Consider the following 25,812-nt stretch of genomic DNA (forward strand, 5'->3'; position numbering starts at 1 on the left):
GCGCGCGACCCCAGCCCTCACAGCGCCCGTCGCAGGCGCCAGGGGATCTTCATCGGGTCGAAGGTGTCGTCCCAGGTGAAGCGCTCCACGTCACCGTCGTCCCCCAGGATCTCGCTCGACCTCTCCCGGTCCCGGAACGCCGCCGTCGGGCTGCTGTGGGGCTTGCGCCCGTCCGCCTCGACGCAGAGCGGACCGCGGTGCCGGCGCCGCCGGCGCTCGGCGTCGATGGTCATGTCCGGCCGGGCGCAGACCCGCCCCGAGGCGTCGCGGAGCCGCTGGTGCAGGCGGTCGGGCGCCAGGCGACCGTCGATCATCCGCAGCCGGACCCGGCTCTCCAGCGGTGACTCGGCATCGGGGTCGGCGAGCGTCCAGAGGTCGACGACGGCGCCGGCGCCGGCCTTCCCGGTCGCCAGCCGCTGAGCCTCGTCCAGGACCGACTGCGGAGAGCCGCGGCGGCGCGCGGAGTCGAGCACCGACAGCGCCGTCGGACGGTCGAGCCGGGGCACCAGGTCGGCGAGGGTGCGCGCCAGCGTGGTGCGGCGCAGGCCGCGGTCGGTGCTGACCTCGTCCGGCCCGAGCACCCGGACGTGCGGCGACAGGCCCGGGCGCCCTCGCAGCTCGCGACCGGGCGGGACGATGACGCTCACCCCGTCTCGGCGCGGGACCCCGGCGAGGCGGAGCTCGACCGCTGCGCTGTCGAAGGCCAGGACCGCGTGCGGCAGCACGAGCACGGCAGCCTGGTTCCAGCCGCGCATGGCCTCCTCGGCCGCGCCCTCGCCGTCGTGGACCGCGACCTGCCGGGTGCCCTGCAGCAGCTCGCGCCAGCCGTCGCGGCGCCCGATGTCGTGGATGCGGGAGCGGCTGAGGCCGGCGTCCACGAGCTGGTGGGTCGTCAGCACGCCGCGCTGGGCCAGGGCCTGTGCGGTGAGCTGCTTCGGGAGCGACGCGTCGAGCAGGAGGTGCACGCCCGGCAGGCTGCCGCCGCTGCGAGCCGTCCCGACCCGGCACGAGCCGGCCTGTGGACGACGGCGCGCGGCCGGACGCCTGTGGGCGACGCGCCATCACCTGCGGATCTTGGCGATCGGTGGGTCGCAGAGGCCCTGCCGACCCACCGATCGCCAAGACCTGCAGCGATGACGACGGGGGCGGCCAGGAGCTCAGCTGGCGGAGGACACCGGGGGCAGGCCGCGCAGGGCGGGGTGGTCGGGGACCTCGACGGCGGTCGGGGCGGGGTTGGCGTGCAGGCCGAGGACCGCGCCGCGCTTCTTCAGGGCCATGACGAACGCGAGGACCTGGGCGACGGCCACGTAGAGGTGCATCGGCACCTCCTGCTCCACCTCGCAGGCCGCGAACAGGGCGCGGGCGAGCGGCACGTCGCTGACCATCGGGACGCCGGTCTCGGTGGCGCGCTCGCGGATGCGGGCGGCGACGTGGCCGGAGCCCTTGGCGACCACCCGGGGGGCGCCGCGGCCGGCCTCGTACTTCAGGGCGACGGCGACGTGCGTCGGGTTGACGAGCACGACGTCGGCCTCGCCGACGGCGGCCATCATCCGGTTGCGGCTCATCGCGCGCTGCTTGCCCTTGATCGCCGCCTTGACCTCGGGGTTGCCCTCGCTGTTCTTGTGCTCGTCCTTGATCTCCTGCTTGGTCATCCGCAGGTCCTTGGCCGTCTTCGCCTTCTGGACGGCGAAGTCGACCGCGGCGAGCACGACGCCGGCGGCGACGGCGATCTTGACGAGCGAGGCGGTGCCGTCGGTGGTGGCCGCCAGCACGCCGGCGAGGGTGAGGCCACCGCCGCTGAGCAGCGCCGGCACGAGGCCCTGCACCGTCATCCACAGGACCCCGCCGATCAGTGCGGTCTTCATCAGCGACTTCACGAGCTGCCACAGGTTGACCGCGCTGAACAGCTGCTTGACGCCCTTGAGCACGTCGAGGCGCTGCCAGTTGGGCTTCAGGGCCTTGGTGGCGAGCACGAAGCCGCCCTGCGCCACGGAGCTGACGACGGCCACGACCACCGACACCGCCAGCAGCGGGGCGATGGCGGGCAGGATCGCGGCCCCGCCCTGGGCCAGCGCGGCCAGCATCCGGGCCGGCTCCGGGTCGGCAGCGACGTCGCTCAGCGACCCGAGGAGCACCTCGAGGCGCACACGCGTGGGCCCGATGACCATCGGGATGACGGCGACGACCGCGCCGAGCCCCAGCCACGCCCCGAGATCGGGGGTCTTGGCGACCTGGCCCTTCTTGCGGGCCTCTGAGAGCCGTTTCGGTGTCGGCTTCTCGGTCTTCTCCCCCCCGCCTCCCCCGGCGCTCACGGGAGGAGCACGCCGTCGCCGGGCGCGTCGTCCGCGGCGGGCAGCAGGAAGGCGGACGCCGCGGCGGCCGTGTCGGCGTCGTCACCGGCGGTCGCGGTGGCGACCACCTGGGAGCCGGCCTCGTCGGCCATCGCGTCGACGACGGACGGCAGCGCCGCCACCGTCATCGCGGCCACCGACAGGGTGATCATGATCTTCAGCGGGAAGCCGAGGGAGAACGCCTGCAGGGCGGGGGCGGCGCGGGTCAGCAGGCCCAGGCCGACGTCGGTCAGGAACAGGACGGCGAGCAGCGGGCCGGCGATCTGCAGCGCGGACACCATCAGCGTCTGCGCGCCCTCGGTCACCACGCGGGCCACGAGGGCGGAGCTGACGTCCTCCTGCAGGCCGAGCACGTCGAAGGTCTTGACCAGGCCGTGGAAGACCACGAGGTAGCCGTCGGAGGCGAACAGCAGCACCACGGTCGTCATCTGGTACAGCCGGCCGAAGACCGCGGCGCCGGCCTCCATCTGCGGGTCGTACGTGGTGGCCGCCTGGAAGCCGCCGAACATGTCGATCAGGTTGCCCGCGGCCTGGACGGCGGCGAAGACGAGGTAGCAGAGGAAGCCCAGCGCGGCGCCGACCAGCGCCTGCTGCACCGCGGCGGAGACCAGCTGCGGCGTGGAGAGCGACAGCGCGGAGAAGTCCATCGTCGAGCCGATCGCGAGCGTGATGCCGAGCGCGAGCAGCGTCTTGACCTTGCCGGGGATCGCCTTGTGCGAGAAGGGCGGGGCGACGGCCATCCAGGTGGTGACGCGCACCAGGACCAGGAGGTGGCCGACCACGGTGGTCAGGGCGATCGAGGGGAGCTCCACGACGTCGTCCTCAGCCCATCGCGAGGAGGTCGGGGATCCGGTCGAAGAGCCCGGTGGTGAACTCGGTCATCTCGGCCAGCATCCAGCTGCCGGAGAGCACGAGCACCACCGCCACGCCGAGGGCCTTGGGGACGAAGCTCAGGGTCGGCTCCTGGATCTGGGTGACCGACTGGAACAGCGAGACGATGAACCCGATGCAGAGGGCCACGAGCAGCATCGGCGCGGAGAGCTTGGCGGCGACGAGCATGGCCTGCACGGCGATGTCGATGACGGCGGCGTCGTCCATGGCTACGCGTAGCTCCCCACCAGGGCCGTGATGATCAGGCCCCATCCGTTGACCAGGACGAACAGCAGCAGCTTGAACGGGAGCGACACGGTCACCGGCGGCAGCATCATCATGCCGAGCGCCATCAGACCGGAGGAGACGACGATGTCGATCACCAGGAACGGTACGTAGATGACGAAGCCGATGATGAAGGCCGCGCGCAGCTCGGAGAGCAGGAACGCCGGGATGAGCGTCATCATCGGCACGGCGTCGGGGCTGGCGGGGTTGGCGCGGTCGGCGGCGCGGGTGATCAGCGCCAGGTCCTCGTCGCGGGTCTGAGCCAGCATGAAGTGCTTCAGCGGCTCGCTGGCGAGGGTGAACATGTCGGTCTGGCTGATGCCCCCCGCGAGGAAGGGCTGGATCGCGGTCTCGTTGATCTCGTGGATGACCGGGGCCATCACGAAGAGCGTCAGGAAGAGCGAGAGGCCGGCGAGCACCTGGTTGGGCGGCACGCCCTGCAGCCCGAGGGCGTTCCGGGTGATGCTCAGGACGACCATGATCTTGGTGAACGCCGTCATCATCAGCAGCAGGGCCGGGGCGACGGACAGCGCGGTGATCGCGAGGATCAGGACGATCGAGGTGCTCGGCGTCCCGTCGAGGCCGTTGACGGCCAGGGACAGGCTGCCGCCGGGACCGGCGGGCGCGGCGGGGCCAGCGGGACCGGTCGGCCCTGCTGCGGCCCCTGCCGTCAGCAGGGCGGTGATCATCGGCGGGTGGTCCTCTCGCGCAGGACCTCGAGGGCGGAGGTCCAGGTGGCCGGGGAGAGCGCGGAGCCCGCGAGGGCCGTGCGCTGGGGGGTGGGGCTGGTGGTCGACAGCACCGTGGCGACGGCGCGGCGGGGCGCGGCGGCCGGGGTGAAGCTCGGGAGCTGGACCTCGGAGCGGACCTCCACCGCCGGGGCGGCGTCGACGTCGAGGACGACGTCGGCGGGGGCCTCCCCGGTGATGGCGTCGAGCGGCATGCGGGCCAGCAGCTGCACCTGGGTGTCGGTGACGCCGAGGACCAGGGCCTCGTCGCCGACCCGCAGGACGGTGACGCCCGAGGAGCGCGACAGCGCCTGGCGGGCCACCACGGTGAAGCGGGAGGCGTCGACCGTGCGGCCGGCGCCGCGGCGGCGGGCCGCGCGCTGCATGAGCAGGATCAGGCCGACGACGGCGGCCAGGGCCACCGCCACGCGGGCGACCAGGGGCAGGATCTCCACGGCTCGGCCGCTCAGTCTTCCGTGCCGGGCTCGACGATCTCGGTGATGCGCAGCCCGTAGTCCTCGTCGACCACGACGACCTCGCCGCGGGCGAGGAGGCGTCCGTTGACCAGCAGGTCGGCGGGGGCGCCGGCGGCGCGGTCCAGCTCGACCACGGAGCCGGGGGTCAGGGCCAGCAGGTCCTTCACCGACATCCGGGTGCGGCCGAGCTCGACGGTGACGACCATCTCGACGCCGCGCAGCAGCGCCATGCCGGCGCGGCCGGCGGTGGCCTGGGTGGGGATGGCCGGGCCGCTGGGGGTGCCGGAGGGCACGGAGGCCTGCGCGATGAGCAGACCCATCCAGACGACCACCTCCTGCGCCTCGGAGTTGGCGTCGACCAGCGGCACCCACAGGGCGTCGGGGTCGGCGACCGCGGCGGCCACGTCGGTGGCGGTGACGGCGCCGGGCACCGAGGGGCCCATCGCGGCGACGGCGGCGCGCAGCGCGGGGGCCACGGCGTCGACGATCGGCAGCGGACCGCCCTCGGCACCGGCGAGCGCCTCCTCCAGGGAGGGGTCGACGATGACGACCAGGCTGCCCGACACCGCGCCGGTGAAGGCGGCGGCCACGCCGGAGCCGTCGGCGGTGGGGGCCAGGGAGCCGTCGGAGGGGCCCACGGCGAGCGTGGCTCCGGCGGGCAGCTGCGCAGCGGCGGCAGCGGCGGCGGCGAGGAGGGCGGCGTGGGCCGCGCTCTGGGTGGTCGGCGTGGTCATCGCGTCTCCTCATCAGGGTTCACCACGAGGCAGGCAAGGCGGGTCCCGCTGGTGCCGGGGACGGCGCGGGTCAGGACGACGTCGTTGGTGACGACGTCCAGGGGGCGGGCGGTGGGGTGCGGCAGGTGCAGCACGTCGCCCACGGACAGGGCGGTGACCGCCTGGACCGAGAGGGCCATCGGCGTCATGCGGGCGCACACGTCGACGGGCAGCTCGGGGACGGTGCGCGAGAGCACGTCGGCGGCCGACTCGGCCGTGCGGCGCTGCTCCTCGCTGCTCTCGGCCGTGCCGCGGGTCTCCACGAGCCGGGCGAGCACGGGGTTCAGGGGCAGCATGACCGAGAACGGGAGCGCCTCGGCCTCCTCGCCGAGGGCCACCGTGAAGTCGGCGACCAGGACGACGTCGGCCGGGGCCGCCATCGTGAGGAACTGGGAGGACTGGTCGACGTCGGCCAGCACGGGAGCCATCGGCACGACGCCGGCGAACGCCGACGCGAGGTCGGCGAGCAGGCGGGCCGACAGGCTCTCCACGAGACGGCTGTCGATGTCGGACAGCTCGCGCTCGACGCCCTCCACGACGACGCCCTCGACGTCGCCGTGCCCGCCGAGCAGGAAGTCCAGCGCCGTCATCACCGTGGTGGTGGTCAGCGCGACCAGCCCGGTGGCGCCGCCGGCCTCGGTGCGGAAGGTCAGGAAGACGCCCAGCGGCGGCTGCAGGGCGAGGTGGTCCTCGAAGCTGCGGGCGCCGACGCCGGTGCTGACCACGGTGCAGGTCTGGCGCAGCCGGGTGAGCAGCGTGGTGGAGAACTGGCGGGCGAAGGCCTCGAAGGAGACCTCCAGCGCGCGGGAGTGCTCGCGGGCGAGCGCGGTGGGGCGGGTGAAGTCGTACTCGGTCACCACGCCGCGGCGCCTCTTGCGGCGCCCCGGCGCTGCGGTGGGGCTCTCGACGGTCACAGACAGGTTGTCGGCAGGACGGGTGAACGGGTTGAGCCTTTCGGGGGAACGAGTTCTCCCCGACTTCCGTGATCATGGACCTCCGCCACCCCGAGGCGGCGGACGCCCGCGATCACGGTCGCACGGCGGGCGTCACTGCATGACGTACTGGGTGAAGTACACGTCGAGGACCTCGTCGGGGTAGGCCTCCTCGATCTCCTTCACCAGCTCGGCCTTGGTGGCGTCGCGGCCCTCGGCGGAGCCGATCTCCTCCATGGTCTTGCCGCTGTACAGCTCGATGACCGTGTCGAGGGCCTTGCTGCCGTCGACGGCCTCGGCCACCTCGGCCGACTGCTGCAGAGCGATGCCGATCTTGAGGAAGTGGCCGTCGGCGAGGTTCACGCTGATCGGGTCGATCGTGGTGACGGCACCGAGCTTGGCCTTCTCCGCCGCCTCCTTCTCCTTGGCGACCTCCTCGGCGGAGGGCGCCGGCTTCGGCGCCAGCAGGAAGAAGTACGCGCCGCCGCCTCCGGCGAGGAGCACGATGATCGCCACGAGGGCGAGGACGATCTTGCTCGGCCCCTTCTTCTTCTTGGCGTCGGTCTCGGCGGGGGTCGCGGTGGCGGTGGCCATGGTCGTCGTCCTCTCTCGGGCTCAGGTGCGGGTCGGGGTGCGGTGCGGGGTGCGGGTCAGTGCGTGGTGGGCGCCGCGTCGGCGCCGATCTCGGGCACGGCGCCGGTCTCGATGCTCGGCGCGGCCGGTGCCGCGCCGCCCTTCGCGGCCTCGGCGGTCTCCGGGAGGAGGGCCTTGACGTCCTCGGGCGAGCTGGACTCCAGCACGATGTCGACGCGCCGGTTGCCCTCGACGGCGCGCGGGTCGCCGTCGGGGAAGAGCGGGTGGGCGTCGCCGTAGCCGACGGCCTTCAGGCGGCTCTTGTCCACGCCGTCGTCCAGCAGGCGCAGGAGCACCGACGAGGCGCGCGCCGACGACAGGTCCCAGTTGTTGGCGTACTGGCTCCCGCTCGACATCGCGAGGTTGTTGGCGTGCCCCTCGACGGCGATCGGCTCGGCCTCAGAGAGCAGCAGCGGCGCGATGGTGTCGAGCACCGACAGCCCGCCGGCCTCGATCCTCGCGCTGCCGTTGGCGAAGAAGATGTTGTTGGCGGCCACGCTGATCACCAGGCCGCGCTCGGTGATGGTGGTGGTGACCTGGTCCTGCAGGCCCTGCGCCTCGAGCTTCTCCTCGACGCGCTGCTGCAGCTCCTGCAGCGAGCTGACCTCCTGGGAGGCCGCCTGCTGGGCGGTCGCCTTCGTGGTGGTGCTGGGGGTCGTCCCGGTACCGGAGTTCGGTCCGTTGCCCACGTCGACCACGGAGTTCGTGGAGCCGTCGACGATGCCGCTGCCGCCGTCGCTCGGCATCGTCTCCTTGCCGAACCCCTCCGCGAGCGACGTCTTCAGCTCGAGGTACTTCTTCTGGTCGACGTTGCTCATGGCGAACAGCACCAGGAAGAGCGCCATGAGCACGGTCATCATGTCGGCGTAGGACACGGCCCAGCGCTCGTGGTTCTCGTGCTCCTCGTGCTCCTCGTGCTTCTTGCCGCGCTTGCCTCCGTGTCCTGACATCAGGCGGCTTCCTTCTCCTTGGCCTTCGTCTCGGGGACGAGGCTGCGCAGGCGCTGCGCCACCAGGCGCGGGTTGGCCCCGGCCTGCACGGCCATGAGGCCCTCGACGATCAGCTCCATCTGCGCGCACTCGGTCTCGGAGAGGCGCTTGAGCCGGGCGGCCAGGGGCAGCGCGATGATGTTGGCGGAGAGCAGGCCCCAGAAGGTCGCGACCAGCGCCGCAGCGATCATGTGGCCGAGCTTGGTCGGGTCGGCCAGGTTCTCGAGCACGTGCACCAGCGACACGACCGTGCCGATGATGCCGACGGTCGGCGCGAAGCCGCCCGCGGTGGCCCAGAAGCCGGCGGCGATCTTGTCGGTCGACTTCTTCGTGGCGATCTTCGCCTCGAGCATCTCCCGGAGGTCCTCGGGGTCGGCGCCGTCGATCGCCGACTGCAGCCCGTCCTTGAGGAAGGGGTCGTCGACGTCCTTCGCGGCGTCCTCCAGGGCCAGCAGGCCCTCGCGGCGCGCGGTCTCGGCCAGCTTGACCAGCGTCTCGATGGTCTTGGTGGGGTTGGTCGCCTTGCCCGTGAGCGCCTTGACGGTGCCCTGGATGATGAAGGGGATGTCGGCCATGCGGGAGCCGGCCAGGGTCGCGCCGATCGTGCCGACGATGACCAGGGTCATCGCGGGGATCAGGATGACGGACATGGGGCTGGAGCCCTCGAGGATGATCGCCAGCAGGATGCCGCCGATCGCGAGGCCCAGCCCGATGAGGGTCGCGGGATCCATCACACCTCCTCGGGGGTCTTGGCCAGCACGGGGTGGTCGGTGCGGCGCAGCGGGGTGACCACGTGCGGGTCGGGGACGACGTGCAGACCGGGGCGCCCGCTCTCGTCGAGCGGCAGCGGGGCCGGCGGCTCGGGGGCGGGCACGGGCTCGCGCAGGGCGCGGGCGCCGGCCACGATGCTGGAGCGGTAGTCGCGGACCAGGCCGATGACCTCGGTGACCGACTCGCTGACCAAGTACTTGGTGCCGTCGATGAGGGTGAGCACGGTGTCGGGCGTCGACTCGACGCGCTCCAGCAGGTCCGGGTTCACCGCGAACGCAGTCCCGGTCAAGCGGGTGACGAGGATCATGGCGACCGTCCTTGAAGCTCTGCCGCAGCACCCTTCCGTGGGCGCCGCCACCTGTTCCATCGGCGCTGGCGGCCCCGGGGTGAGGGGTCCGGGTGGCGGTGTCGGTGGTGCCGAGCACCGCCACCCGGATGGCCCTGGGGGCCAGGAGGCCCCCGGTCAGCGCATCAGCGCTTGAGGTTCACGAGCTCCTCGAGCATGGAGTCCGAGGTGGTGATGACGCGGCTGGAGGCCTGGAAGCCGCGCTGGCTGACGATCAGGTTGGTGAACTCCTGCGCCAGGTCGACGTTGGACATCTCCAGCGCCCCGGAGACCAGGGAGCCGTGCGCGCCGTCGCCGGCGACGCCGACGTTCGGCAGGCCGGAGTTCGACGTCGCCATGTACGTCGAGCCGCCCTGCTTGTCGAGACCGGCCGGGTTGTCGAAGGTGGCGACCGCGATGCGGCCCAGCTCCTGGGAGCGGCCGTTGTCGAAGGAGCCGACGATGGAGCCGTCGGGGCTGACCTTCCAGCTGGTGAGGCTGCCGGCGGCGTAGCCGTCCTGCGCCGAGACCGTGACGTCGGACATGGAGATGTCCGAGCGGTTCGCGACGGCGATCTTCGACAGGTCGAACGTGGGCTGGGTGGTGAAGTTGTTGGTGCCGCCCGCGTCCTTCAGGCCGACGAGCGTCAGCTTCTCGTTGGCGGCGTCGACCGTGCCCGTGGGCGTGGTGGCGGCCACCGCCACGGCGCCGGAACCGTCGAAGTCGACCTTGCCGACGACGACGTCGGCGCCGCCCTGCTTCTGGCTGACGGTCATCGACCAGCCGGAGACCAGGCCGGTCTTGCCGTCGGTGCTCGTCACCGGGTTCTTCGGCTCGATCTTCACGTTGACGGGGACGCTGACGCCGTTCTTGTCGACGAGGTTGTAGCTGAAGGTCTGGGTGCTCGCCCCGGTGGCGTTGTAGATGGGGGTCGCCGGCGGCGTCGTGGTGTTGACGACGTCGACGGTGTTGTCCAGGCGACCCGACATCGTGACGCTCGCCGTCGCGGACGCCGGGATCGACTGCGTCGTCGGGATCGAGATGTTGCCGGGCGTGCCGGCCGAGTTGGTGACGCCCTTGGCGTCCGCCATCCAGCCCTGGACCTTCGCACCGGCGAGGCTGACCAGCGTGCCCGAGCCGTCGACGTTGAAGGCGCCGTTGCGGGTGTACTGCATCGCGCCGTTGTTGTTGACCACGAAGAAGCCGTCGCCGTCGATCAGCATGTCGCTGTTGCGGCCGGTGGTCTGCGTGGCGCCCTGGGTGAAGTTGGTGGTGATGCCCGAGACGCGGACGCCGAGGCCCACCTGCGCGGGGTTCTGGCCGCCCTTGGCGCCCTGGGCCGCCGCGGCGTTGCCCAGGGTCTGCGAGAGCGTGTCCTCGAAGATGGTGTTGGCCGACTTGTAGCCGGTGGTGTTGACGTTGGCGATGTTGTTGCCGGTGACGTCCATCATGGTCTGCATCGAGCGCATGCCGCTGATGCCGGTGTAGAGGGAACGGAGCACAGGGGCCTCCTGGGAAGGGGCGCGCAGCGGAGTGCTGGCGCGGTGCCGTGTGCCGTCCGTGGCCATGGGGCGTTCCGTCGGGGTGCGGCCGTCGGGGCCGCGTCTTCAGTTGGTGTTCGGTTGTGGGTGGTGGGGCTCGTCAGCTGGACGAGGTGCCCGTGTGAGCGGTGATGCCGCTGACGTTGCTGAGCGACACCGACGCGTTGCCGATGGTCAGCGTCGGGGTGCCGGTGCCGCTGAAGGCGGCGGCGGAGACGAGCCCGGTCTGGGTCTTGCCGGCGACGTCGGTGTAGTTGACGGTCTGCCCGACGAAGCTCGACGCGCTCATGCGCGACATGAGCGAGAACTGCTCCTGCTGGACCGAGATCATCTGCTGCATGGTCTGCGTCGACGACAGGGTCGCCGTCTGCTGCATGATCGCGTTGGAGTCCATCGGAGAGGACGGGTCCTGGTTCTGGAGCTGCTTGATGAGCAGCTGCAGGAAGTCCTGGTTCTTCAGGCTCGTCTTGTCCTCGGAGACCTTGCCGCCCGAGTTCATCGCGTAGCGGGTTCCCAGCGCAGCGCTGGTGGCCGTGGTGCCGGTGACGTCTGCCATCCGACCTCCTGGTGAGTCAGAGACCCTCTCGAGGTCCCTCAGCCACGAGGAGCGCGGACGCGCCCCTCATGCAAGGACATCGACACGTCCGGGCCCGACCTTGAGCCCGGGCGCGGTCACGTCGACCACCTGCTCGTCCTCGCCACCCGCGAAGAGGCTGCGGGCGGTCGGGCGCTCCTGGCGCGCGGCAGCGCCGCTGCCGCCACTGGAGGTGCTGACGTCGAGCGTGGCGCCGGAGCCGGTGGCGGTCAGGTCGCGGCGCAGGTCGTCCAGGGACGCCTGCAGGGCGTCGCGGGCCGCGGGGGTGGCCCCCACGAGCTCGATGCGGGTGCCCTCGGGGCGGATGTGCGCGACGACGGTCACCTGGCCGATGGCCTCGGGCTCGACGACGAGGGAGAGCCGGTGGGTGCCCTCGGAGCGCCCCGTCAGCGCGACCAGCTGCGGTGACAGCTGCGCGGCGACGTGCGCGGGCTGCGCCACCAGCACCGGCGGCGCGGCGGGAGCCGCCGGTGTGGGCGCCTGCGCGGCAGCCGGTGCGCTCGGGTTCTGGGCGCTCACGGCACTGACCTGGGGCGTTCCGGCGCCGCTGGACGACGACGGGTCGGAGGGCTGCGCCACCGCAGCGGCGGACGAGGCGGCGGACTGCGCCGAAGCCGCACCCGGGTCGACAGGTGCCGGAACGACCGCGGAGGCGTCGGCGGTGGCGTCAGTGGTGGCGCGCTCGGGGGCGGCCCCGGTCGAGGGCCGGCCGCCGTCCTGGGGCGGGCCCTGCTGCGCGGACGACCCGCCGTTGGCGCTACCACCCGCGGCTGCCGCAGGGGCGCCGGTGGTGGTGGTGGCGGCGGTCTGGTCCCCCGCGGTCATGGGAGCGGGCACGGCGTCGGTCGTGGTGTCCGCCGGGGCGTCAGTGGCAGGCGTGGTGCCGGGCGCGCCGAGGACCGGGGTGGCGGTCACCGCGGACGTGGTGTCGGTGGCGCTCGTGCTGGTCGTGGGGAGCTGCGCAGCGGGCACCGGCGGCTGCGCAGCGCCAGTCCCGTCCGCGCTGGCGCTGGGGGCGCCGGCGAGCGAGGTCTCGGCGCTGACCGGCGCCGTGGGGACGGTCGCCAGCGCTGCCGCTGAGGTCGGGCCGCCAGCGGCCCCCACGCCGTCGACGGCGGGGGCCCCGGTCACCTCGGCCGGCACCGCAGCGGGAGCCGCGACGGGGACCACGGGCTGGGTGAACGGCACCGGCACGGCGAGCAGCGGTGACGAGGTGGCGACCTGCGTCCCAGGAGCGGCGGCGTCCTCGCCCTCGGCGGGCTCGGCGGCGTCCGTCGAGCCGGTGGGAGGAGCCGAGCCGTCGACGGCGGAGCCGTCCGTGGTGCCGGAGGCCGCAGCCTCGACGCGCGCGCCGTCGGCGCGGCCTGCGGGGCGCTCCCCCGCCGCGTCACGAGGGGCGCGCACCGCGTCGCGCTGGCTCGTGGCGCCCTGGTCGTCAGCAGCGGTCTGCCGCGCGAGCACGTCGGCGAAGCCGCCGTCGCCCTCCTGCGCGGGCGCCGGAGCAGCAGCCGGCGCCGCGGGCGCGGCGGTGAGGGTGGTGGCGGCAGTGACGTTGCTGAGCGCCATGACGGGTCTGCTCCTGGTCTGGACGGACGTGCGCGGTCGGTGCAGGGGTGTTGCGCGGTACGGATCTTGGCGATCAGTGGGTCTGGAGACCCCCACGGGCCACTGATCGCCAAGACCTGCGGGCCCGAGGCGGTAGCGGGACGCCTCCTGGGGTGGTGATCGACACGAACGGCCCAGTGCTGGAGCCCTTCGGGCTACGACATCGCAGCCGAGACGCGGCGCACGTAGTTCTGGGTCTCGGTGAAGGGCGGCACGCCGCCGTACTTCGACACGTTGCCCGGGCCCGCGTTGTACGCGGCGAGCGCCAGCGGCAGCGACCCGAACCTGTCGAGGTGCTTGGACAGCAGGCGCGCGGCGCCGTCGACGGCCTGCGCCGGGTCGCTCGGGTCCACGCCCAGCTCGCGCGCGGTGCCCGGCATGATCTGCATGAGGCCGCGGGCACCGGCGGGGCTGACGGCGTCGGGGTCGTAGCTCGACTCGGTCTTCGCGACGGCGGAGAGCAGCCCGTCGGGCAGGCCGTACTTCGCCTCGGCGGCGTCGAAGAGGCCCTGGAAGGCCGAGGCGCCCGAGGCGCCCGACGCGCGGGAGGTGCCCGCGACCGCCGTCGTCGCGCTCGAGCCCGCGCTCGACCCGAGCACCGAGGCGCGCATGCTCGCGAGCAGCGCCGAGCTCGAGCCCGACAGCGCCGAGGAGCCGTCGTCGGTGGTGAGGCGCCGGATGGTCATCGGCGTCTCCCAGACCTTGGAGATCTTGACGACGTCACCGGCCTTGGGCGCGTGGATCATCTTGCCGTCGCCGACGTAGATGCCGATGTGGCTGCCGCCCTCAAGCACCACCAGGTCACCCGCCTTCGCCTTGTCGAGGGAGGGCACCTCGGTGCCGACCTTCGCCTGCTGCGCGGCGGTGCGCGGCAGCGTGATGCCGTTCTCCTTCGCCACCAGCTGGGTGAAGCCGGAGCAGTCGAGACCGGTGTCAGGGTCGGTGCCGCCCCAGACGTACGGGACGCCGAGGTACTTCTTGGCGTCGGTGACGAGGTCGTCGCCGGAGGCGCCGCTCGTCGCCGTGCCGCTGCCGTCGAGCTGCGTCCTCGCCATCGCCAGGGTGCTCGCGAAGGTGGCGCTGTTCGACGTGCTCCCCGAGGCCGACACCGGCGCACCGGTCAGCGCGGCGATGCGCTGCTGCAGGAAGATGACGCGGTCCTGGACCACGCTCAGCGACGCGGAGGCCGCCTGCAGCGCGGGGCTGCTCATGCGTCGCTCCCCCCGTCGAGGTCGAGGCCCTCGGACCCGGCACCCGAGCCGTCGAGCGCGGCGGGGCCCTCGATGCCGGCGGTGCGGCCGCGGGCGCGGCCGGCGGCCTCGTCGAGGACGGCCTGGTCGGCCTTGAGGTCGGCGGTCACCAGCGCGGCGCGGTGGCGCTCGGCGAGGCGGTCCAGCCCCTTGGCCCGGCCCTGGGCGTGGGCCCAGTCGGCCTGGGCGGCGCGGGAGGCGGCCTCGGCCTCCTCCACGACGGCGAGGGCCTCGGAGTAGCGGCTGCTGGAGGCGCTGCGCGCGGCGACGACGGCGGCGAAGGTGTTCGCGTCGCCGTGGTCGGCGAAGCTCTGGGTGGCGGCCTCCTCCAGCAGCGACTCGGCGGCGCCGCGGGCGGCCACGGCGCGCGAGGCGGCGGCACCGGCCGCGGCGGCGGCGATGTCGCGCTGCAGGTGGCGCACGCGGAGCACCTGCTCGAGGCGGAAGCGGCGTGACGAGCGGCTCATCGGTGGCCCTCCTGCACGGGGTTGCGCGCGACGACGCCGGCGAGGGCGCCCCACGCGTCGTCGAGGCTGGTGCGGTCGTCGACGTCCTGGCGCAGGAAGCCGTCGATGTCGTACCGGGCGCCGATGGCGGCGTCGGTGAGGGGGTTCGAGCCGGGCACGTACGCGCCGACGTCGACCAGGTCCTGCGCCTCGCGGCGGGCGGCCATGAGCCGGCGCACGTGCGTGGCGAGGCCGCGCTGCTCGCGGGTGGTGACGCGCGAGGCCACGCGGGAGACCGACCCGAGCACGTCGATGCTCGGGAAGTGCCCGGCGGTGGCGAGGTCGCGGTCGAGCACCACGTGCCCGTCGAGGATGGAGCGGGCGGCGTCGGCGATCGGCTCGTTGTGGTCGTCGCCGTCCACGAGCACCGTGTAGATGCCGGTGATGGATCCGGTGGCGCTGGTGCCGGCGCGCTCGAGCAGCCGGGGCAGCAGAGCGAAGGTGCTCGGCGGGTAGCCGCGGGTGGCGGGGGGCTCCCCCACCGACAGGCCGATCTCGCGCTGGGCCATGCAGAAGCGGGTGAGGCTGTCCATCATCAGCAGCGCGTCCATGCCGAGGTCGCGGAAGTGCTCGGCGATCGTGGTGGCCACCATCGCGGCGCGCAGGCGCACCAGCGGCGGCTGGTCGGAGGTGGCGACGACGACGACGGAGCGCGCCAGGCCCTCCGGGCCCAGGTCGTCCTCGAGGAACTCCCGGACCTCGCGGCCGCGCTCGCCGATGAGGGCGATGACGTTGACGTCGGCGGTGGTGCCGCGGGCGACCATCGACAGCAGCGTCGACTTGCCGACGCCGGAGCCGGCGAACAGGCCGATGCGCTGGCCGCGCCCGACCGGGGTCATCGCGTCCAGCGCCCGCACGCCGGTGCCCATCGGGGTGTCGATGCGCTCGCGCTCGATGGGGTTGGGGGCGGGGTTGTCGATCGGCACCCAGGCGGTGGCCTGGACGCGGCCGCGGCCGTCGATGGGGCGCCCCAGGCCGTCGAGCACGCGGCCCTGCAGCCCGACGCCGACGGGGATGCGCTGGCTGCGACCGATGGCGAGCACGGGCTGCCCCGCGCGCAGGCCCTGGCCGGGGCCGGGAGCGCCCAGGGGCATGCAGGTGACGTGGTCGGGGGCCACGGCCACGACCTCGGCGTCGATGCCCTGGCCGGTGGTGGTGAGGTCACCGGTGAGCACGCGGACGATGTCGCCGACGGGGGCGCGCAGGCCCGCGGCCTCGATGGTCAGGCCGACCACGCGGCGCACCGTGCCGGTGACCTGGGGGGCGCCGGCGGCGGCGGCGCGGCGCATGATCGCGGGCAGTGCGACGCCGGGGACGCCGACCGACGCGGCGGCGCGGAGGTCGGTGCCCAGGCGGGGGTCGAGCACGACCTCGGGCACCTGGTGGGTGCTCAGCGCGGCGTTGACGGGGCTCACGCGCGGCCCGCCATCGGGTCGGCGGCGGCAGCGGCCGGGCGGCTCGCGCCGCGCAGCTGGCCGCGGATGCGGGCGAGCGCCGTGTCGGTGCGGGCGTCGACGAGGCCGCCGGGGAACTCCGCGAACGCGTCACCGGGGGCCATGCGCGCGTCGGCGAGCACGGTGACCTGCCCTCCGACGAGGCCGCGGACGCCGTCGGGGCCGTGCACGTCGTCGATGACCGCGAGGTCCTCGGGGTTGAGGCGGACCACGACGTCGGCGTGGGTGGGGGCGGCGTCGAGGGCGCGGCGCAGGGCGGTGAGGCCGCGCATCCCGTCGTCCTCGATCTCGCGGCCGATCACGACCTCGGCGAGGTCGACGACGGCGATGGCCACGGCGTCGGCCACGGCGTCGAGCTGCGGCACGGTGCGCGCGCGCAGCTCCTCGGCGGCGGCGTGGAGCCCGGCGAGGGCGCTGTCGACCTCCGCGCGCAGCGCGGCGCGCTCGGCCTGGGCCTGGGCGAGGAGGGCGGCGACGACGCGGCGCTCCTCTTCGGCGGCGGCGGCCAGGCCCTGGGCCCAGCCCGCGGCGTAGCCGGAGGCCTGGGAGGAGTGGGCCATGTCTCCCGAGTGGAAGCCGGAAGCCCCGGCAGCGCCCGTGGGGGCGCTGCCGGGGAGGGGGGTGAAGGCCATCGGGGCCGGAGCTGTCGCTCCGGCCCGGGCCCAGCTAGCCGACGAACTCATCGTCAGACTCCCTCTGGATGGTGATCTGGCCCGACTCCTCCAGCTGGCGGATCGCGGCCACGATCGTCGAGCGGCCCTCTTCGGCCTGCGAGAGGCGGACGGCGCCCATGAGCTCCATCTCCTCGAGCAGGTTGTCCTTGGCGCGGCTGGAGACGTTGTCGAGGATCTTGTCGCGCAGGTCCTCGCGGGCGCCCTTGAGGGCGACGGCGAGGGTGGCGGCGTCGACCTCGCGCAGCACCAGCTGCATCGCCTTGTCCTCGAGGCTGAGGATGTCCTCGAAGGTGAACATCGAGGCGCGGATCTGGTCGGCCAGCTGCGGGTCGCGCTTGGCCAGCTCCTCCAGCAGCACCTTGGCGGTGCCGGCGTCGGTGCGGTTGATGATGTCGACCAGCGGCTGGATGCCGCCGACGGCCTCGTCGACCTGCGCGGTGAGCACGGCGCCGGCCTTGCGGCGGATCGACTCCGCCACGACCGCGACGATGTCGGGCGAGGTGCGCTCCATCGTGGCGATGCGCTGGGCGACGTCGGCCTGGACCTCGGGCGGGAAGGTGACCAGCGCCGAGGACGCCTGGTGCGACTTCAGGTGCGACAGCACCAGGGCGAGGGTCTGCGGCATCTCGCCCTGCAGGAACGACACCAGCTGGCGGGTGTCGGCCTCCTCCAGGAAGAGGAACGGCTGCTTCTCGTCACCGCCCTTGAGGCGCTCGATCATCTCCGCGGCGGCGTCCTTGCCGAGGGACGCCTCCAGCATCGCCTTCGCGAAGCCGGGGCCACCGGTGCCCAGGCCCGCCGGGCCCACCAGCTCGCCGAAGCCGGCGACGAGGACCTCGTCGGCCAGCTGCGGGTCGACGTCCCCGAGCCGCATGAGCTCAAAGGTGATGAGCTCGACCTCCTCCGCGTCCAGCTGGGACATGAGGAGGGCGGAGCGCTCCGGGCCGAGCTGCACGAGGAGCACGGCGGCGCGCTGCGGGCCGGTGAGGCTCGCGAGGCTGCGCGGGGCGAGGCCGGTGGCCATGGTGGGTCAGCCCTTCTTCGAGGCGGCGAGCCAGCCGCGGAGGAGGTTGGCGACCTCCGCCGGCTGGGTGTCGACGAGCTGGCCGAACTCCTGGCGCCGCAGCGCCTCGGGCTCGGGCTCGGGGGCCATGAGCAGGTGGGCGTCGTTGGCGGTGGGGAGCGCGAGGCCGGCGGGGCCGGCCTGGCCGGCAGCCACGGGGACCTCCGGGTAGAGCCGCTCCAGCTCGCCGATGTCGACGGCCTCGCGCTCGCCCTTCTTGACCGCGCGGCGCCAGGCGATGAACAGGACCAGCGCGAGGAGGAGGACGCCGAGGGCGATCGCTCCCTGCTTGATGAGCGCGAACTGCTCCTCGCTCTTCTGCTCGGCGGCGGCCTTCTTGAGAGCCGCTGCAGAGGCGTCTGCGGCGGCGGTGCTCAGGGTGGCGGGCGTGACGCTGACGACGTCGCCGCGGTTCTGGTCGAAGCCGACGGCCGTGGTGAGGAACGTCTGCAGGTTCTGCTGGCCGCCGAAGGCGTCCATGGCCTTCTGGTCGACGATGACGGCCACCGACTGGCGCTCGACGTCACCGGGAGCGACCACGGTGTTGTCGACGACCACGTTGTTGGCGTTGTCGGTCGTGCTGCTCTTCTTGACGTAGGTGCTGCCGTCGCCGGTGGTGCCCCCCGTCGTCGAGGTGCCGTCGACGCCGAAGACGCCGTTGGCGCCCAGGGCGCCGCCCACGCCGGCTCCCGCACCCGAGTACTCCTCGGAGGCCTCGGTCTGCGAGTTCGGGAGGGCGCCGCTGTTGGTGTACGTCGTGGAGGCGCGGTTGGTCGCGTCCATGTCCAGCGTCGCGTTGACGGTGGCGATGGCCTTGCCGGCGCCCAGCGTGGTGTCGAGGATCGACTGGATCTTCGACTGCATCTTCTGCTCGTAGCCCGTGGTGAGCTCGTCGCGCTTGCCGCTGGCGCCGGTGCCGTCGTCGGTGAGCAGCTTCCCGGTGGCGTCGGTGATCGTGACGTCGGCGGGCTTGAGGTCCGGCACCGAGCGCGACACCAGGGACACCATGGCGTTGACCTCGTCGGTCGTCGCCTCGTGCGTGCCGGTGTCGACGACCACGGCCGCCGTCGTCGACTGCTTCTGGTCCTCGAACACGGTCTTCTCGGGCACGGCCAGCTGGACGGAGGCGGTCTGGACGCCGTCCAGCAGCTCGAGCGTCGAGCCGATCTTCTGCTCGAGGGACGCCTGCAGGGCGGCTCGCTGCTGCAGCTGCGTGGTGGTGACGCCCATCGACGCGAGCACGTCGTTGCCGGAGGACTCGCCCTTCGGCAGACCGGCCTGGGCGGCCTTGGCCGCCGCCTCGCTGAGCTGGTCAGCGGGGACGGTCACGGAGCTGCCGTCGATCTGCGCGTCGATCCCCGCGGCCACGAGGGCGTCGCGGGTGTCGCCCGGGTCCGAACCCGTCAGGCCCGAGAAGGCGGTGACGTAGTCGGGCTTCGAGGCCCAGGCGTAGAAGGCGGAGCCTCCGAGGAGGAGGACACCGATGCCGATGACCGCGATGACCTTCTGGCCGAGGGTCATCCCGTTGACCTGCGTGCCGGCCCTCTTGAGGGCGGCGATCAGCTGCGGGGGCATCAGAACTGCATCCTCATGATCTCGGAGAACGCCTCGAGGGCCTTGTTGCGGAGGGCCACGGTCACCTCGGTCGCCGAGCGGGCCTCCGCCGCGGCGATCGTGTAGTCGTGGATGTCGTCGAGGTCACCGGTGGCGGCCTGGATGGCGAGGTCGGCGCTGCGCGACTGCAGCGCCTGCACGTTCTCCAGGCTGGTGGCCAGGGTGCCCGCGAAACCGGTCGAACCGGTGGAGGTGGGACGCGACGCGCCGGTCGCCGCGGCGAGCGCCGCGGTCAGCTGGTCGGCGCCACCGGTGCTCTCGGCGCCGTCTGCGCTGCCGGCGGAAGCCCGCGAGCTGCTCTGCAGCAGCGCCGCGTACTGCTCGAGGGCGGAAGAACCCCCGCCCAGGGGGAGGATGCCGGCCATCTCACTTCGCTCCGATGTTGATGGCGGCCTCGTAGGAGGACCGCGCCCGTTCGATGACGGCGGCGTTCGCCTGGTAGGCCCGCTGGCTGACGATGAGCTGCCCCATCTGGGAGTTCATGTCGATGTCGGGCATCTTCACGTAGCCCTTGTCGTCGGCGAGGGCGTTGCTGGGGTCGTAGACGAGCCGCCCCTCACCGCTGCCGAAGGCCACACCGGCGACCTTCACGCCACCGGCGCTGCCGGCGGTGTGGTCGGTGCCGTACTCGTTGGCCTGGGCGACGATGAACCGCTGCCGGAAGGCGTCCTCGTCGGTGCGGGACACGTTGTTGACGTTGGCGATGTTGTCGCCGACGGCGTCCATCCACTTGCGCGCCAGCGTCATGCCGGAGCCGGAGGCGCGGAAGGCGTCGAAGAGGGCCACGGGGTCAGCTCGTCTTCAGCGCGAGGGAGACGGACGAGAACTTGCCGCTCATCGCCTGCGACACCAGCTGGTAGCGCAGCTGGGTGTCGAGGTTGGAGAGGGTCTCGGTGTCCAGGTCGACGTTGTTGCCGTCCTCCCGCGTCGGTGCGGTGGAGCGGCTCTCGGTGCTGGCGGCCACGCCGCTGCCGCTGCCGACCGCGTCGCGCAGGGCGGACTCGAAGTCGACGCGGGCCGCGAGGTAGTGCGGCGTGTTGATGTTGGCGATGTTGTCGGCCGTGGCGCGCTGCCGCGAGGCGAGCCCGTCGAGGGCCGAGCGCAGCGCTGCGGCGCTGACGGAGTCGAACACGTGGGCCTCCACAGGAGCGGGGGCTGCCGGGGCAGTCCCGCGAGGGGGTGGCCGTGTCCGTGGCCGAGGGGGTGAGCGATCCGTCGCTCAGACCAGTCATCGGCAGGACGGGTGACGTCCTTTAGCCCGCACGGGTGGCGGTGTTCAGCCGACCAGCTCCCCCCTCCCCCGCGACGATCAAGCGCCTGAGCGCCGCATCCCGGGCCCGCTGGCGGCGGATGCGGCGCGGAGGTGCGTGATCGTCGCGGGAGGGGGTCAGACGGAGAGCTGGGCGGAGAGGCCCGCGGCCTCGGAGAGCGCGCGGGCGTAGGCCCGGCCGGCCTCGAGGGGAGCGGCCGCGCCGCGGGGAGCCGGGGCACCGGGGCTGGCCTCGGTCGACAGGACGGCGGCGAGCGCCGAGCCCACGGGACCCTCGAAGCTGGTGAGCGCCTGGCGCATGCCGTCGGGCACGCGCACGGTGGAGAGCAGCTCCTCGGTGGTGAGGCCCATGGCCTCGGCGGCGCCGGAGAGCAGGCCGGCGGTGTACGCCTCCTGCGACTGCTCGTTGGCGAGTCGCGCGCAGGCGCCGGCGCGCGCCAGCACGAAGGTGAGGGCGGCGCGGCCCTGCCCGGTGATGCCGCCCGCGCCGGGGTCGGCCGAGCCGACGACGGCCATCGCGGCCCACGAGGAGAGGGTTCGACGCCCGATGAGGACGAGCGCGTGGCCCACCGAGCTCACCGGAGAGCTGGTGGCGACGGCGGAGGAGCTGGCGAGGCGCAGCACGCGGAAGCTGAGGGCCGGGTCGGCGAGTACGAGGCGCTCGACCTCGGCGGTCGGGGTCTCCGGGTCGCCGAGGGCCACGAGGAGGCGGAGCGCGGAGACACGACCGGGGTCCATCGAGGCGCTCTCGTGCACCACGGGGCGCTGCACCCAGTAGCCCTGGAAGAGGTCGGCGCCCATGGCGCGGCAGCGGTGGAAGTCCTCGAGGCTCTCGACCTTCTCGACGACGACGAGGACGTCGTCGGTGTGCTCGCGCACGAGGGCGAGCAGGCGCTCGACGTGGGCGTACCTGTCGATGCCGAGGGCAGCGGCCTCGTCGACGCCGGGGAGCACGAGCTTGACGAACTGCGCCAGCGGGAGGGTCGGGATGCGGTGCTCCTCCCCCTCGAAGTCGTCGACGGCGAGGGCGAACCCGCGGTCGCGCAGGCGGCGCGCGCCGGCCATGACCTCCTCGTCGACGAGGATCTCCTCGGTGAGCTCGAGGACGACGTCCTCCAGTCCCGGGGCCAGCGGCAGCTCGCCGACGACGAAGGCGCGCGTGAGGTTGACGAAGAAGCGAGCGCCCGTCGAGAGGGTGCGGTCGCCGAAGTCGCCGAGCACGGCCGTCAGCACCTGGGAGGTGGCGGCGTCGTGGTCGGCCTGGCTCTGCAGGTTGGCGGCGTCGGCACCGGAGGCGCGGAAGAGCAGCTCGTAGCCCACGAGGTTCATGTCGCGGTCGACGATGGCCTGGCGGCCGACCCGCACCTTCCGGTGGTGGCTCATGCCTCAGACCGCCCGGTCGACGTAGACGGGGCGGCCCTCGGGGCGCTGGTCGAGGCGGGAGGCCAGCTGCGTCGAGCGGCGCTGCTGGCGGCGGATAGCGGTCATCGCGGCGGTGACGCGCTCGACGGCCTGTTGGTGACGGGTGAGCAGGGCAGCGGCCCGCGGGGCCAGCTCGGCCGGCAGCGGCTCGGCGGGCGCCGTCCACGTGGCGGAGGGGTCGGGGACGACGTCGGGGTCGGCCTCGATCACCAGCAGCAGGCGCTCGACCTCGGCGGTGTCGACCTCGAGGGCGTCGAGCGCCTCGGCCCAGGTGCGTGCCTCGGGGGCGGGGCTCACGCCGTCCCCCCGAGTGCGCTCCGCATCGACGGCACGGTGGTGCTGACGGACGGCACACCGCTGACGGCCTCGCGCCAGGCGTCGGCCAGCGGCTCGACGACCTCGCGCAGGCGCGCGGTGAGGTCGGCGTCGCGGGTGAGGTTGGCGGTCACCAGCTCGCGCTGGAGGTAGCGGTACAGGGAGGCGAGGCCGGCTGCGCCGTCCCACGCGTCGTGGTCGAGGGCGGCGTCGAGCTCGGCGACGATCGCCTGGGCGTGCTGGAGCTGGGTGTTCGACTTCTCGCGGTCGCCGGCGCGCTGGGCGGCCTCGGCGCGGCCGAGGTCCAGCACGAGGCGGTCGGCGAGGAGCACGAGCAGGGTCTGCGGGGAGGCGGCGGCCACGCCGTCGCTGATGAAGCGGGCGCGGCGGTTCTGCAGGGCGTAGGTCACGGTCGTCCTTCCGTCGGCGGCGTCAGAGGGGGCTGTCGTGCGCGACGACGGGTCAGCTGTTGCCGTTCAGCTGCTTCAGGGCGGCGGTGAGGCTGTCGGACTGGCCGGAGAGCTTCTGCAGCGCCACCTCGAGGGCGCCGTACTGCGCCTCGAGGCGCTTCTGCTTGGAGGCGAGCCGCTCGTCCCAGCCAGCGATGTTCTCGGTCATCGTCTTGGCCGTCGTCTGGCTGCCGCTGATGAACGCCGTGACCGAGCCGCTGGTCGAGTCGCTGGCCTGGGTGCCTGCGGTCTGCACCGCGGCGGCGAACTTGGCGAGCACGTCGGCGGCCTTCGTGGGGTCGCTCTTGTGGAGCTTCTCGAACACGGCGGAGTCGAAGGTGACCTGCCCCTGGCGCGTGACGGCGAGACCCGCCAGCGTGGCGTTGTCTCCACCGGGCGTACCGGAGCTGACGGAGTTGAGCACAGAGCCCGCGAGATCGCGCATGGTGCTGTTGCCGCGCAGCAGGCCACCGTTCGTGGAGCTGGCGGTGGTGCCGGTGGCAAGTGCCTTTGTGTGGAAGGCGACGTCGGACAGGACGTTGTTCATCGCCGTCACCAGGTTGTTCACCTTCGACGTGATGGCGCTCTGGTTCACCGTGTTGGAGACGGTCACGGACTTGTCCGTCTTGGCGCTGACGGTGACGTCGACACCGGGGATGAGGTCCTTGAAGGTGTTCGTCGACGAGACGAGGGCCGCAGACCCGCTGGCGTCCCCGTCGGCCGAGGCGAGCTTGATCTTGGCGTCGCGGGCGTCCTGGACGTCGGTGAGCGCGTCCGGGCTGCTCGTCGAGCCGGATGTGATGCCGCTGGTCTCGATGTACTTGTTCGCGCCGGTGACGGACGAGCTCAGCAGGAGCTTCTCCCCGCCCTGGTCCTTGACCACCTGCGCGGTGACGTTGAGCGCCTGGGAGCCCGTGTAGCCGTTGATGGCTGCGGCGATGTCCGTGGCGCTGCCGGTGGCAGCAGTCAGCTCGATCGCCGTGCCGCCGTCGGGCGGACTGATGCTGAAGGTCAGGGGTGAGGTCCCCGAAGTGCTGACGTACCCGGTGGTCGCCTGGTGCGCGGCAGCGGTCTGCGTGACGACGAAGGACACCGACCCGGTGGCTGCTGTTGCGGAGGCGGTGGCGCTCACCGTCGCGTTGGTGCTGGTGGCGCTGGAGGTCGTGTAGGTCTTCGCCGCGGCAAGCTCCTTGGCGAGGCTCGTCATCGAGGCGGCCTTGGAGTTGATCGACTGCGCGGCGGTGATCTGCGTGTTGGTCTTGGCGAGCGAGGTCTTGAGGTCGTCCTGCGGCGCCTTGGCGATGCTCATGAGCTGGCTGATGATGGTCTTGGTGTCGAGACCGCTCACCAGGCCGCTGATCGCGGACGTGGAGGCCATGGGAGTGCCTTTCGCTCGGACGTGCTCGTCGAGGGTGCATCGGCAGGAGCCGCTGGCGGCTTGAGGCGGGTGGGGGCTGTGGAGCTCAGCGCTCAGGACGGGGCCTGAGACGGCGGCGGCTGCCGCCCCCGGTGGCGATCACCGGGAGCGGCAGCCGTCAGACGCGACCTGTCAGCGAACTATCAGATCAGCCCTGGAGCAGGGACAGCACCGACTGGGGCAGGTTCTTGGCCTGCGCCAGCATCGCGGTACCGGCCTGGGCCAGGATCTGCTTGCTCGTGAACTTGGTCATCTCGTTCGCCATGTCGACGTCGCGGATGGAGCTCTCCGACGCCGTCAGGTTCTCGGTCGCGGTGCCGAGGTTGGCGATGGTGTGCTCCAGGCGGTTCTGGACAGCACCGAGGTTCGCTCGGGTCGTCGAGACCGTCTTGATCGCCTTGTCGAGCGCCGTGATGGCGTCGCTCGCGCCCGTGCCGGCAGCGAAGACGGGCGTCGCGTTGTCGACGTTCGCCGCCGAGTCGGACAGGGCAGCACCAGCTGTGCCGGTGTAACCGGTCACGGCCTCGTTGACCTGGAAGACCAGGGTGGTCTGCGTCGAGGTGAAGGGAGCCGTGCCGGTGAGGCCCAGCGCGGTCTTGGCAGAGTCGTTGAGCTTGGTCAGCGCGTCCGCCGTGGTGGTCACGCCGGAGTAGTCAACGCTGCCGAGGTCGAACGTCTTGCCGCCGAAGCTGATGGAACCCTTCAGGCCCTGAAAGGCGCTCACGGTCGCACCCGTGCTGGCGAACGTCGCACCGGCGACACCCGTGATGGTCAGCTCCGAGTTCGCAGCCGACGTGGCGTTGGCCGTGCTGACCTTGCCCGCAGCCGCTGCGCCGTTGGTGTAGGCACCGACGGCCGTCATATCCACGCCGTTGACGCCGAGGCCGCTGGCGCTCATGGCCCCGCCGACGTTGACAGCGATCGTCTCGCCGGCGTTCGCACCCACCTGGAAGGTGGAGTTGAAGGTGCCGTCGAGCAGCGCCTTGCCGTTGAACTTGGTGGTGGTGGCGATGCGGTCGAGCTCGGCCTTCAGCTGGACGACCTCGGACTGGATGTTGCCCTTGGCGTCGTCGTTGATCGAGCCCTGGCTCGACGCCTGGACGGCCAGCGTACGCATGCGCTGCAGGATCGAGGTGCTCTCGGAGAGCGCACCCTCAGCGGTCTGGACGACGTTGATGGCGTCCTGGGAGTTGCGGGTGGCCTGGGTGAGGCCCTGGATCTGGGAGCGCAGCCCCTCGGAGATGGCCAGGCCGGCAGCGTCGTCCGCAGCGCGGTTGATGCGGTAGCCGCTGGACAGCTTCTCGAGGCTCTTGGAGAGCTGACCCTGAGTCGTGGTCAGGTTCCGGTACGTGTTGTACGCGGCGGTGTTGTTGTTGACCGAGAGGCCCATGTCGAATTCCTCCGTGAGTGGGGGTGTGGTGCTGCGACGCCCATCCGTGGGCGATCACCATGTCCATCGACCCCCACCCCCAGGTGCTGAAGGTTTTTCACCCGGCGTTCGTGT

29 protein-coding genes are annotated in these 25,812 nt (G+C 72.6%); all 29 read right to left on the reverse strand.

The annotated features are described in order from the left end of the window. Positions 1–17: 17 nt before the first annotated feature. Complete coding sequence (locus tag F1641_RS15920) at positions 18–965, reverse strand: hypothetical protein (protein WP_194907225.1); 948 nt, start codon at positions 963–965, stop codon at positions 18–20. A gap of 192 nt (positions 966–1,157) precedes the next feature. Then, positions 1,158–2,312 carry a flagellar biosynthesis protein FlhB gene (locus F1641_RS15925; RefSeq protein ID WP_194907226.1) on the reverse strand — a complete coding sequence of 385 codons (1,155 nt, stop codon included), beginning with the start codon at positions 2,310–2,312 and terminating at the stop codon, positions 1,158–1,160. Beyond that, positions 2,309–3,163, reverse strand: coding sequence for a flagellar biosynthetic protein FliR (locus tag F1641_RS15930; protein ID WP_206691318.1), 855 nt, complete (start codon positions 3,161–3,163; stop codon positions 2,309–2,311). The genes F1641_RS15925 and F1641_RS15930 overlap by 4 nt, the downstream gene beginning before the upstream one ends. Before the next feature lie 10 nt (positions 3,164–3,173). Further along, positions 3,174–3,449 carry a flagellar biosynthesis protein FliQ gene (fliQ, locus tag F1641_RS15935; RefSeq protein ID WP_194907227.1) on the reverse strand — a complete coding sequence of 92 codons (276 nt, stop codon included), beginning with the start codon at positions 3,447–3,449 and terminating at the stop codon, positions 3,174–3,176. 2 nt (positions 3,450–3,451) lie between these two features. Then, on the reverse strand, positions 3,452–4,195 hold the full coding sequence (gene fliP / locus F1641_RS15940) for a flagellar type III secretion system pore protein FliP (protein ID WP_194907228.1): 744 nt from the start codon (positions 4,193–4,195) through the stop codon (positions 3,452–3,454). Beyond that, positions 4,192–4,689 (reverse strand): flagellar biosynthetic protein FliO, encoded by a 498-nt coding sequence (locus tag F1641_RS15945; protein WP_194907229.1) that lies wholly within the window; start codon positions 4,687–4,689, stop codon positions 4,192–4,194. The genes fliP and F1641_RS15945 overlap by 4 nt, the downstream gene beginning before the upstream one ends. 11 nt (positions 4,690–4,700) lie before the next feature. Further along, on the reverse strand, positions 4,701–5,444 hold the full coding sequence (gene fliN, locus F1641_RS22000) for a flagellar motor switch protein FliN (protein WP_194907231.1): 744 nt from the start codon (positions 5,442–5,444) through the stop codon (positions 4,701–4,703). Next, on the reverse strand, positions 5,441–6,397 hold the full coding sequence (locus tag F1641_RS15955) for a flagellar motor switch protein FliM (protein WP_194907232.1): 957 nt from the start codon (positions 6,395–6,397) through the stop codon (positions 5,441–5,443). Before F1641_RS15955 ends, fliN begins: the two co-directional genes overlap by 4 nt. 132 nt (positions 6,398–6,529) lie before the next feature. Further along, positions 6,530–7,009, reverse strand: a complete 480-nt coding sequence (gene fliL / locus F1641_RS15960; RefSeq protein ID WP_194907233.1) for a flagellar basal body-associated protein FliL — start codon at positions 7,007–7,009, stop codon at positions 6,530–6,532. Between the two features lie 56 nt (positions 7,010–7,065). Next, positions 7,066–7,998: a flagellar motor protein MotB gene (locus tag F1641_RS15965; protein ID WP_194907234.1), complete on the reverse strand. Its 933-nt coding sequence runs from the start codon at positions 7,996–7,998 to the stop codon at positions 7,066–7,068. Next, positions 7,998–8,768, reverse strand: a complete 771-nt coding sequence (locus F1641_RS15970) for a motility protein A (RefSeq protein WP_194907235.1) — start codon at positions 8,766–8,768, stop codon at positions 7,998–8,000. The genes F1641_RS15965 and F1641_RS15970 overlap by 1 nt, the downstream gene beginning before the upstream one ends. Then, positions 8,768–9,115 carry a flagellar FlbD family protein gene (locus F1641_RS15975; RefSeq protein WP_194907236.1) on the reverse strand — a complete coding sequence of 116 codons (348 nt, stop codon included), beginning with the start codon at positions 9,113–9,115 and terminating at the stop codon, positions 8,768–8,770. Before F1641_RS15975 ends, F1641_RS15970 begins: the two co-directional genes overlap by 1 nt. Positions 9,116–9,279: 164 nt before the next feature. Further along, entirely contained in the window at positions 9,280–10,635 is a 1,356-nt protein-coding gene (locus F1641_RS15980) for a flagellar hook protein FlgE (protein WP_194907237.1), read from the reverse strand. A 139-nt stretch (positions 10,636–10,774) separates the two neighbouring features. Continuing rightward, positions 10,775–11,230: a flagellar hook capping FlgD N-terminal domain-containing protein gene (locus F1641_RS15985; protein ID WP_194907239.1), complete on the reverse strand. Its 456-nt coding sequence runs from the start codon at positions 11,228–11,230 to the stop codon at positions 10,775–10,777. A gap of 66 nt (positions 11,231–11,296) precedes the next feature. Further along, the gene (locus F1641_RS22540; protein ID WP_194907241.1) at positions 11,297–12,835 is read right to left on the reverse strand and encodes a flagellar hook-length control protein FliK; all 1,539 of its coding nucleotides are present in this window, start codon (positions 12,833–12,835) and stop codon (positions 11,297–11,299) included. Between the two features lie 194 nt (positions 12,836–13,029). Continuing rightward, positions 13,030–14,085 (reverse strand): transglycosylase SLT domain-containing protein, encoded by a 1,056-nt coding sequence (locus tag F1641_RS15995; protein ID WP_194907243.1) that lies wholly within the window; start codon positions 14,083–14,085, stop codon positions 13,030–13,032. Beyond that, positions 14,082–14,591, reverse strand: a complete 510-nt coding sequence (locus F1641_RS16000; protein WP_194907245.1) for a flagellar FliJ family protein — start codon at positions 14,589–14,591, stop codon at positions 14,082–14,084. Before F1641_RS16000 ends, F1641_RS15995 begins: the two co-directional genes overlap by 4 nt. Next, positions 14,588–15,919: a FliI/YscN family ATPase gene (locus tag F1641_RS16005; protein ID WP_194907589.1), complete on the reverse strand. Its 1,332-nt coding sequence runs from the start codon at positions 15,917–15,919 to the stop codon at positions 14,588–14,590. The genes F1641_RS16000 and F1641_RS16005 overlap by 4 nt, the downstream gene beginning before the upstream one ends. Before the next feature lie 122 nt (positions 15,920–16,041). Continuing rightward, positions 16,042–16,716, reverse strand: coding sequence for a FliH/SctL family protein (locus F1641_RS16010; protein WP_194907247.1), 675 nt, complete (start codon positions 16,714–16,716; stop codon positions 16,042–16,044). 34 nt (positions 16,717–16,750) lie between these two features. Continuing rightward, positions 16,751–17,782 carry a flagellar motor switch protein FliG gene (gene fliG, locus F1641_RS16015; protein ID WP_194907249.1) on the reverse strand — a complete coding sequence of 344 codons (1,032 nt, stop codon included), beginning with the start codon at positions 17,780–17,782 and terminating at the stop codon, positions 16,751–16,753. A 6-nt stretch (positions 17,783–17,788) separates the two neighbouring features. Further along, on the reverse strand, positions 17,789–19,396 hold the full coding sequence (gene fliF, locus F1641_RS16020; RefSeq protein ID WP_194907250.1) for a flagellar basal-body MS-ring/collar protein FliF: 1,608 nt from the start codon (positions 19,394–19,396) through the stop codon (positions 17,789–17,791). After that, positions 19,396–19,800 (reverse strand): flagellar hook-basal body complex protein FliE, encoded by a 405-nt coding sequence (locus tag F1641_RS16025; RefSeq protein ID WP_194907252.1) that lies wholly within the window; start codon positions 19,798–19,800, stop codon positions 19,396–19,398. The genes fliF and F1641_RS16025 overlap by 1 nt, the downstream gene beginning before the upstream one ends. A gap of 1 nt (position 19,801) precedes the next feature. Continuing rightward, positions 19,802–20,221, reverse strand: a complete 420-nt coding sequence (gene flgC, locus F1641_RS16030) for a flagellar basal body rod protein FlgC (protein ID WP_194907254.1) — start codon at positions 20,219–20,221, stop codon at positions 19,802–19,804. A 4-nt stretch (positions 20,222–20,225) separates the two neighbouring features. Further along, entirely contained in the window at positions 20,226–20,567 is a 342-nt protein-coding gene (locus F1641_RS16035; RefSeq protein ID WP_194907256.1) for a flagellar basal body rod protein FlgB, read from the reverse strand. Between the two features lie 255 nt (positions 20,568–20,822). Further along, positions 20,823–22,088, reverse strand: coding sequence for an EAL and HDOD domain-containing protein (locus tag F1641_RS16040; RefSeq protein WP_194907257.1), 1,266 nt, complete (start codon positions 22,086–22,088; stop codon positions 20,823–20,825). Between the two features lie 3 nt (positions 22,089–22,091). Beyond that, positions 22,092–22,424 (reverse strand): hypothetical protein, encoded by a 333-nt coding sequence (locus F1641_RS16045; RefSeq protein ID WP_194907258.1) that lies wholly within the window; start codon positions 22,422–22,424, stop codon positions 22,092–22,094. Beyond that, positions 22,421–22,852 carry a flagellar export chaperone FliS gene (gene fliS, locus F1641_RS16050; RefSeq protein WP_194907259.1) on the reverse strand — a complete coding sequence of 144 codons (432 nt, stop codon included), beginning with the start codon at positions 22,850–22,852 and terminating at the stop codon, positions 22,421–22,423. The genes F1641_RS16045 and fliS overlap by 4 nt, the downstream gene beginning before the upstream one ends. 52 nt (positions 22,853–22,904) lie before the next feature. Next, positions 22,905–24,269: a flagellar filament capping protein FliD gene (gene fliD / locus F1641_RS16055; RefSeq protein ID WP_194907260.1), complete on the reverse strand. Its 1,365-nt coding sequence runs from the start codon at positions 24,267–24,269 to the stop codon at positions 22,905–22,907. Positions 24,270–24,456: 187 nt separating this feature from the next. After that, positions 24,457–25,698, reverse strand: a complete 1,242-nt coding sequence (locus tag F1641_RS22545; RefSeq protein ID WP_194907261.1) for a flagellin — start codon at positions 25,696–25,698, stop codon at positions 24,457–24,459. Positions 25,699–25,812: the final 114 nt, after the last annotated feature.

It is taken from the genome of Quadrisphaera sp. INWT6, assembly GCF_015390235.1.
GTDB lineage: Bacteria > Actinomycetota > Actinomycetes > Actinomycetales > Quadrisphaeraceae > Quadrisphaera.

Bases quoted from the DNA above. Each gene is read 5' to 3' on its own strand.
- fliN (WP_194907231.1), bottom strand. From the start codon at position 5,444: ATGACCACGCCGACCACCCAGAGCGCGGCCCACGCCGCCCTCCTCGCC.
- F1641_RS16005 (WP_194907589.1), bottom strand. From the start codon at position 15,919: ATGCGCCGCGCCGCCGCCGCCGGCGCCCCCCAGGTCACCGGCACGGTG.
- F1641_RS15995 (WP_194907243.1), bottom strand. From the start codon at position 14,085: ATGAGCAGCCCCGCGCTGCAGGCGGCCTCCGCGTCGCTGAGCGTGGTC.
- fliL (WP_194907233.1), bottom strand. From the start codon at position 7,009: ATGGCCACCGCCACCGCGACCCCCGCCGAGACCGACGCCAAGAAGAAG.
- F1641_RS22540 (WP_194907241.1), bottom strand. From the start codon at position 12,835: ATGGCGCTCAGCAACGTCACTGCCGCCACCACCCTCACCGCCGCGCCC.
- F1641_RS15985 (WP_194907239.1), bottom strand. From the start codon at position 11,230: ATGGCAGACGTCACCGGCACCACGGCCACCAGCGCTGCGCTGGGAACC.
- F1641_RS15970 (WP_194907235.1), bottom strand. From the start codon at position 8,768: ATGGATCCCGCGACCCTCATCGGGCTGGGCCTCGCGATCGGCGGCATC.
- F1641_RS16040 (WP_194907257.1), bottom strand. From the start codon at position 22,088: ATGAGCCACCACCGGAAGGTGCGGGTCGGCCGCCAGGCCATCGTCGAC.
- fliQ (WP_194907227.1), bottom strand. From the start codon at position 3,449: ATGGACGACGCCGCCGTCATCGACATCGCCGTGCAGGCCATGCTCGTC.
- F1641_RS22545 (WP_194907261.1), bottom strand. From the start codon at position 25,698: ATGGGCCTCTCGGTCAACAACAACACCGCCGCGTACAACACGTACCGG.
- fliF (WP_194907250.1), bottom strand. From the start codon at position 19,396: ATGCCCCCGCAGCTGATCGCCGCCCTCAAGAGGGCCGGCACGCAGGTC.
- fliG (WP_194907249.1), bottom strand. From the start codon at position 17,782: ATGGCCACCGGCCTCGCCCCGCGCAGCCTCGCGAGCCTCACCGGCCCG.
- F1641_RS15975 (WP_194907236.1), bottom strand. From the start codon at position 9,115: ATGATCCTCGTCACCCGCTTGACCGGGACTGCGTTCGCGGTGAACCCG.
- F1641_RS16025 (WP_194907252.1), bottom strand. From the start codon at position 19,800: ATGGCCGGCATCCTCCCCCTGGGCGGGGGTTCTTCCGCCCTCGAGCAG.
- F1641_RS15965 (WP_194907234.1), bottom strand. From the start codon at position 7,998: ATGTCAGGACACGGAGGCAAGCGCGGCAAGAAGCACGAGGAGCACGAG.
- F1641_RS16010 (WP_194907247.1), bottom strand. From the start codon at position 16,716: ATGGCCTTCACCCCCCTCCCCGGCAGCGCCCCCACGGGCGCTGCCGGG.
- F1641_RS16000 (WP_194907245.1), bottom strand. From the start codon at position 14,591: ATGAGCCGCTCGTCACGCCGCTTCCGCCTCGAGCAGGTGCTCCGCGTG.
- fliP (WP_194907228.1), bottom strand. From the start codon at position 4,195: ATGATCACCGCCCTGCTGACGGCAGGGGCCGCAGCAGGGCCGACCGGT.
- fliD (WP_194907260.1), bottom strand. From the start codon at position 24,269: ATGGCCTCCACGTCCGCGATCAGCGGCCTGGTGAGCGGTCTCGACACC.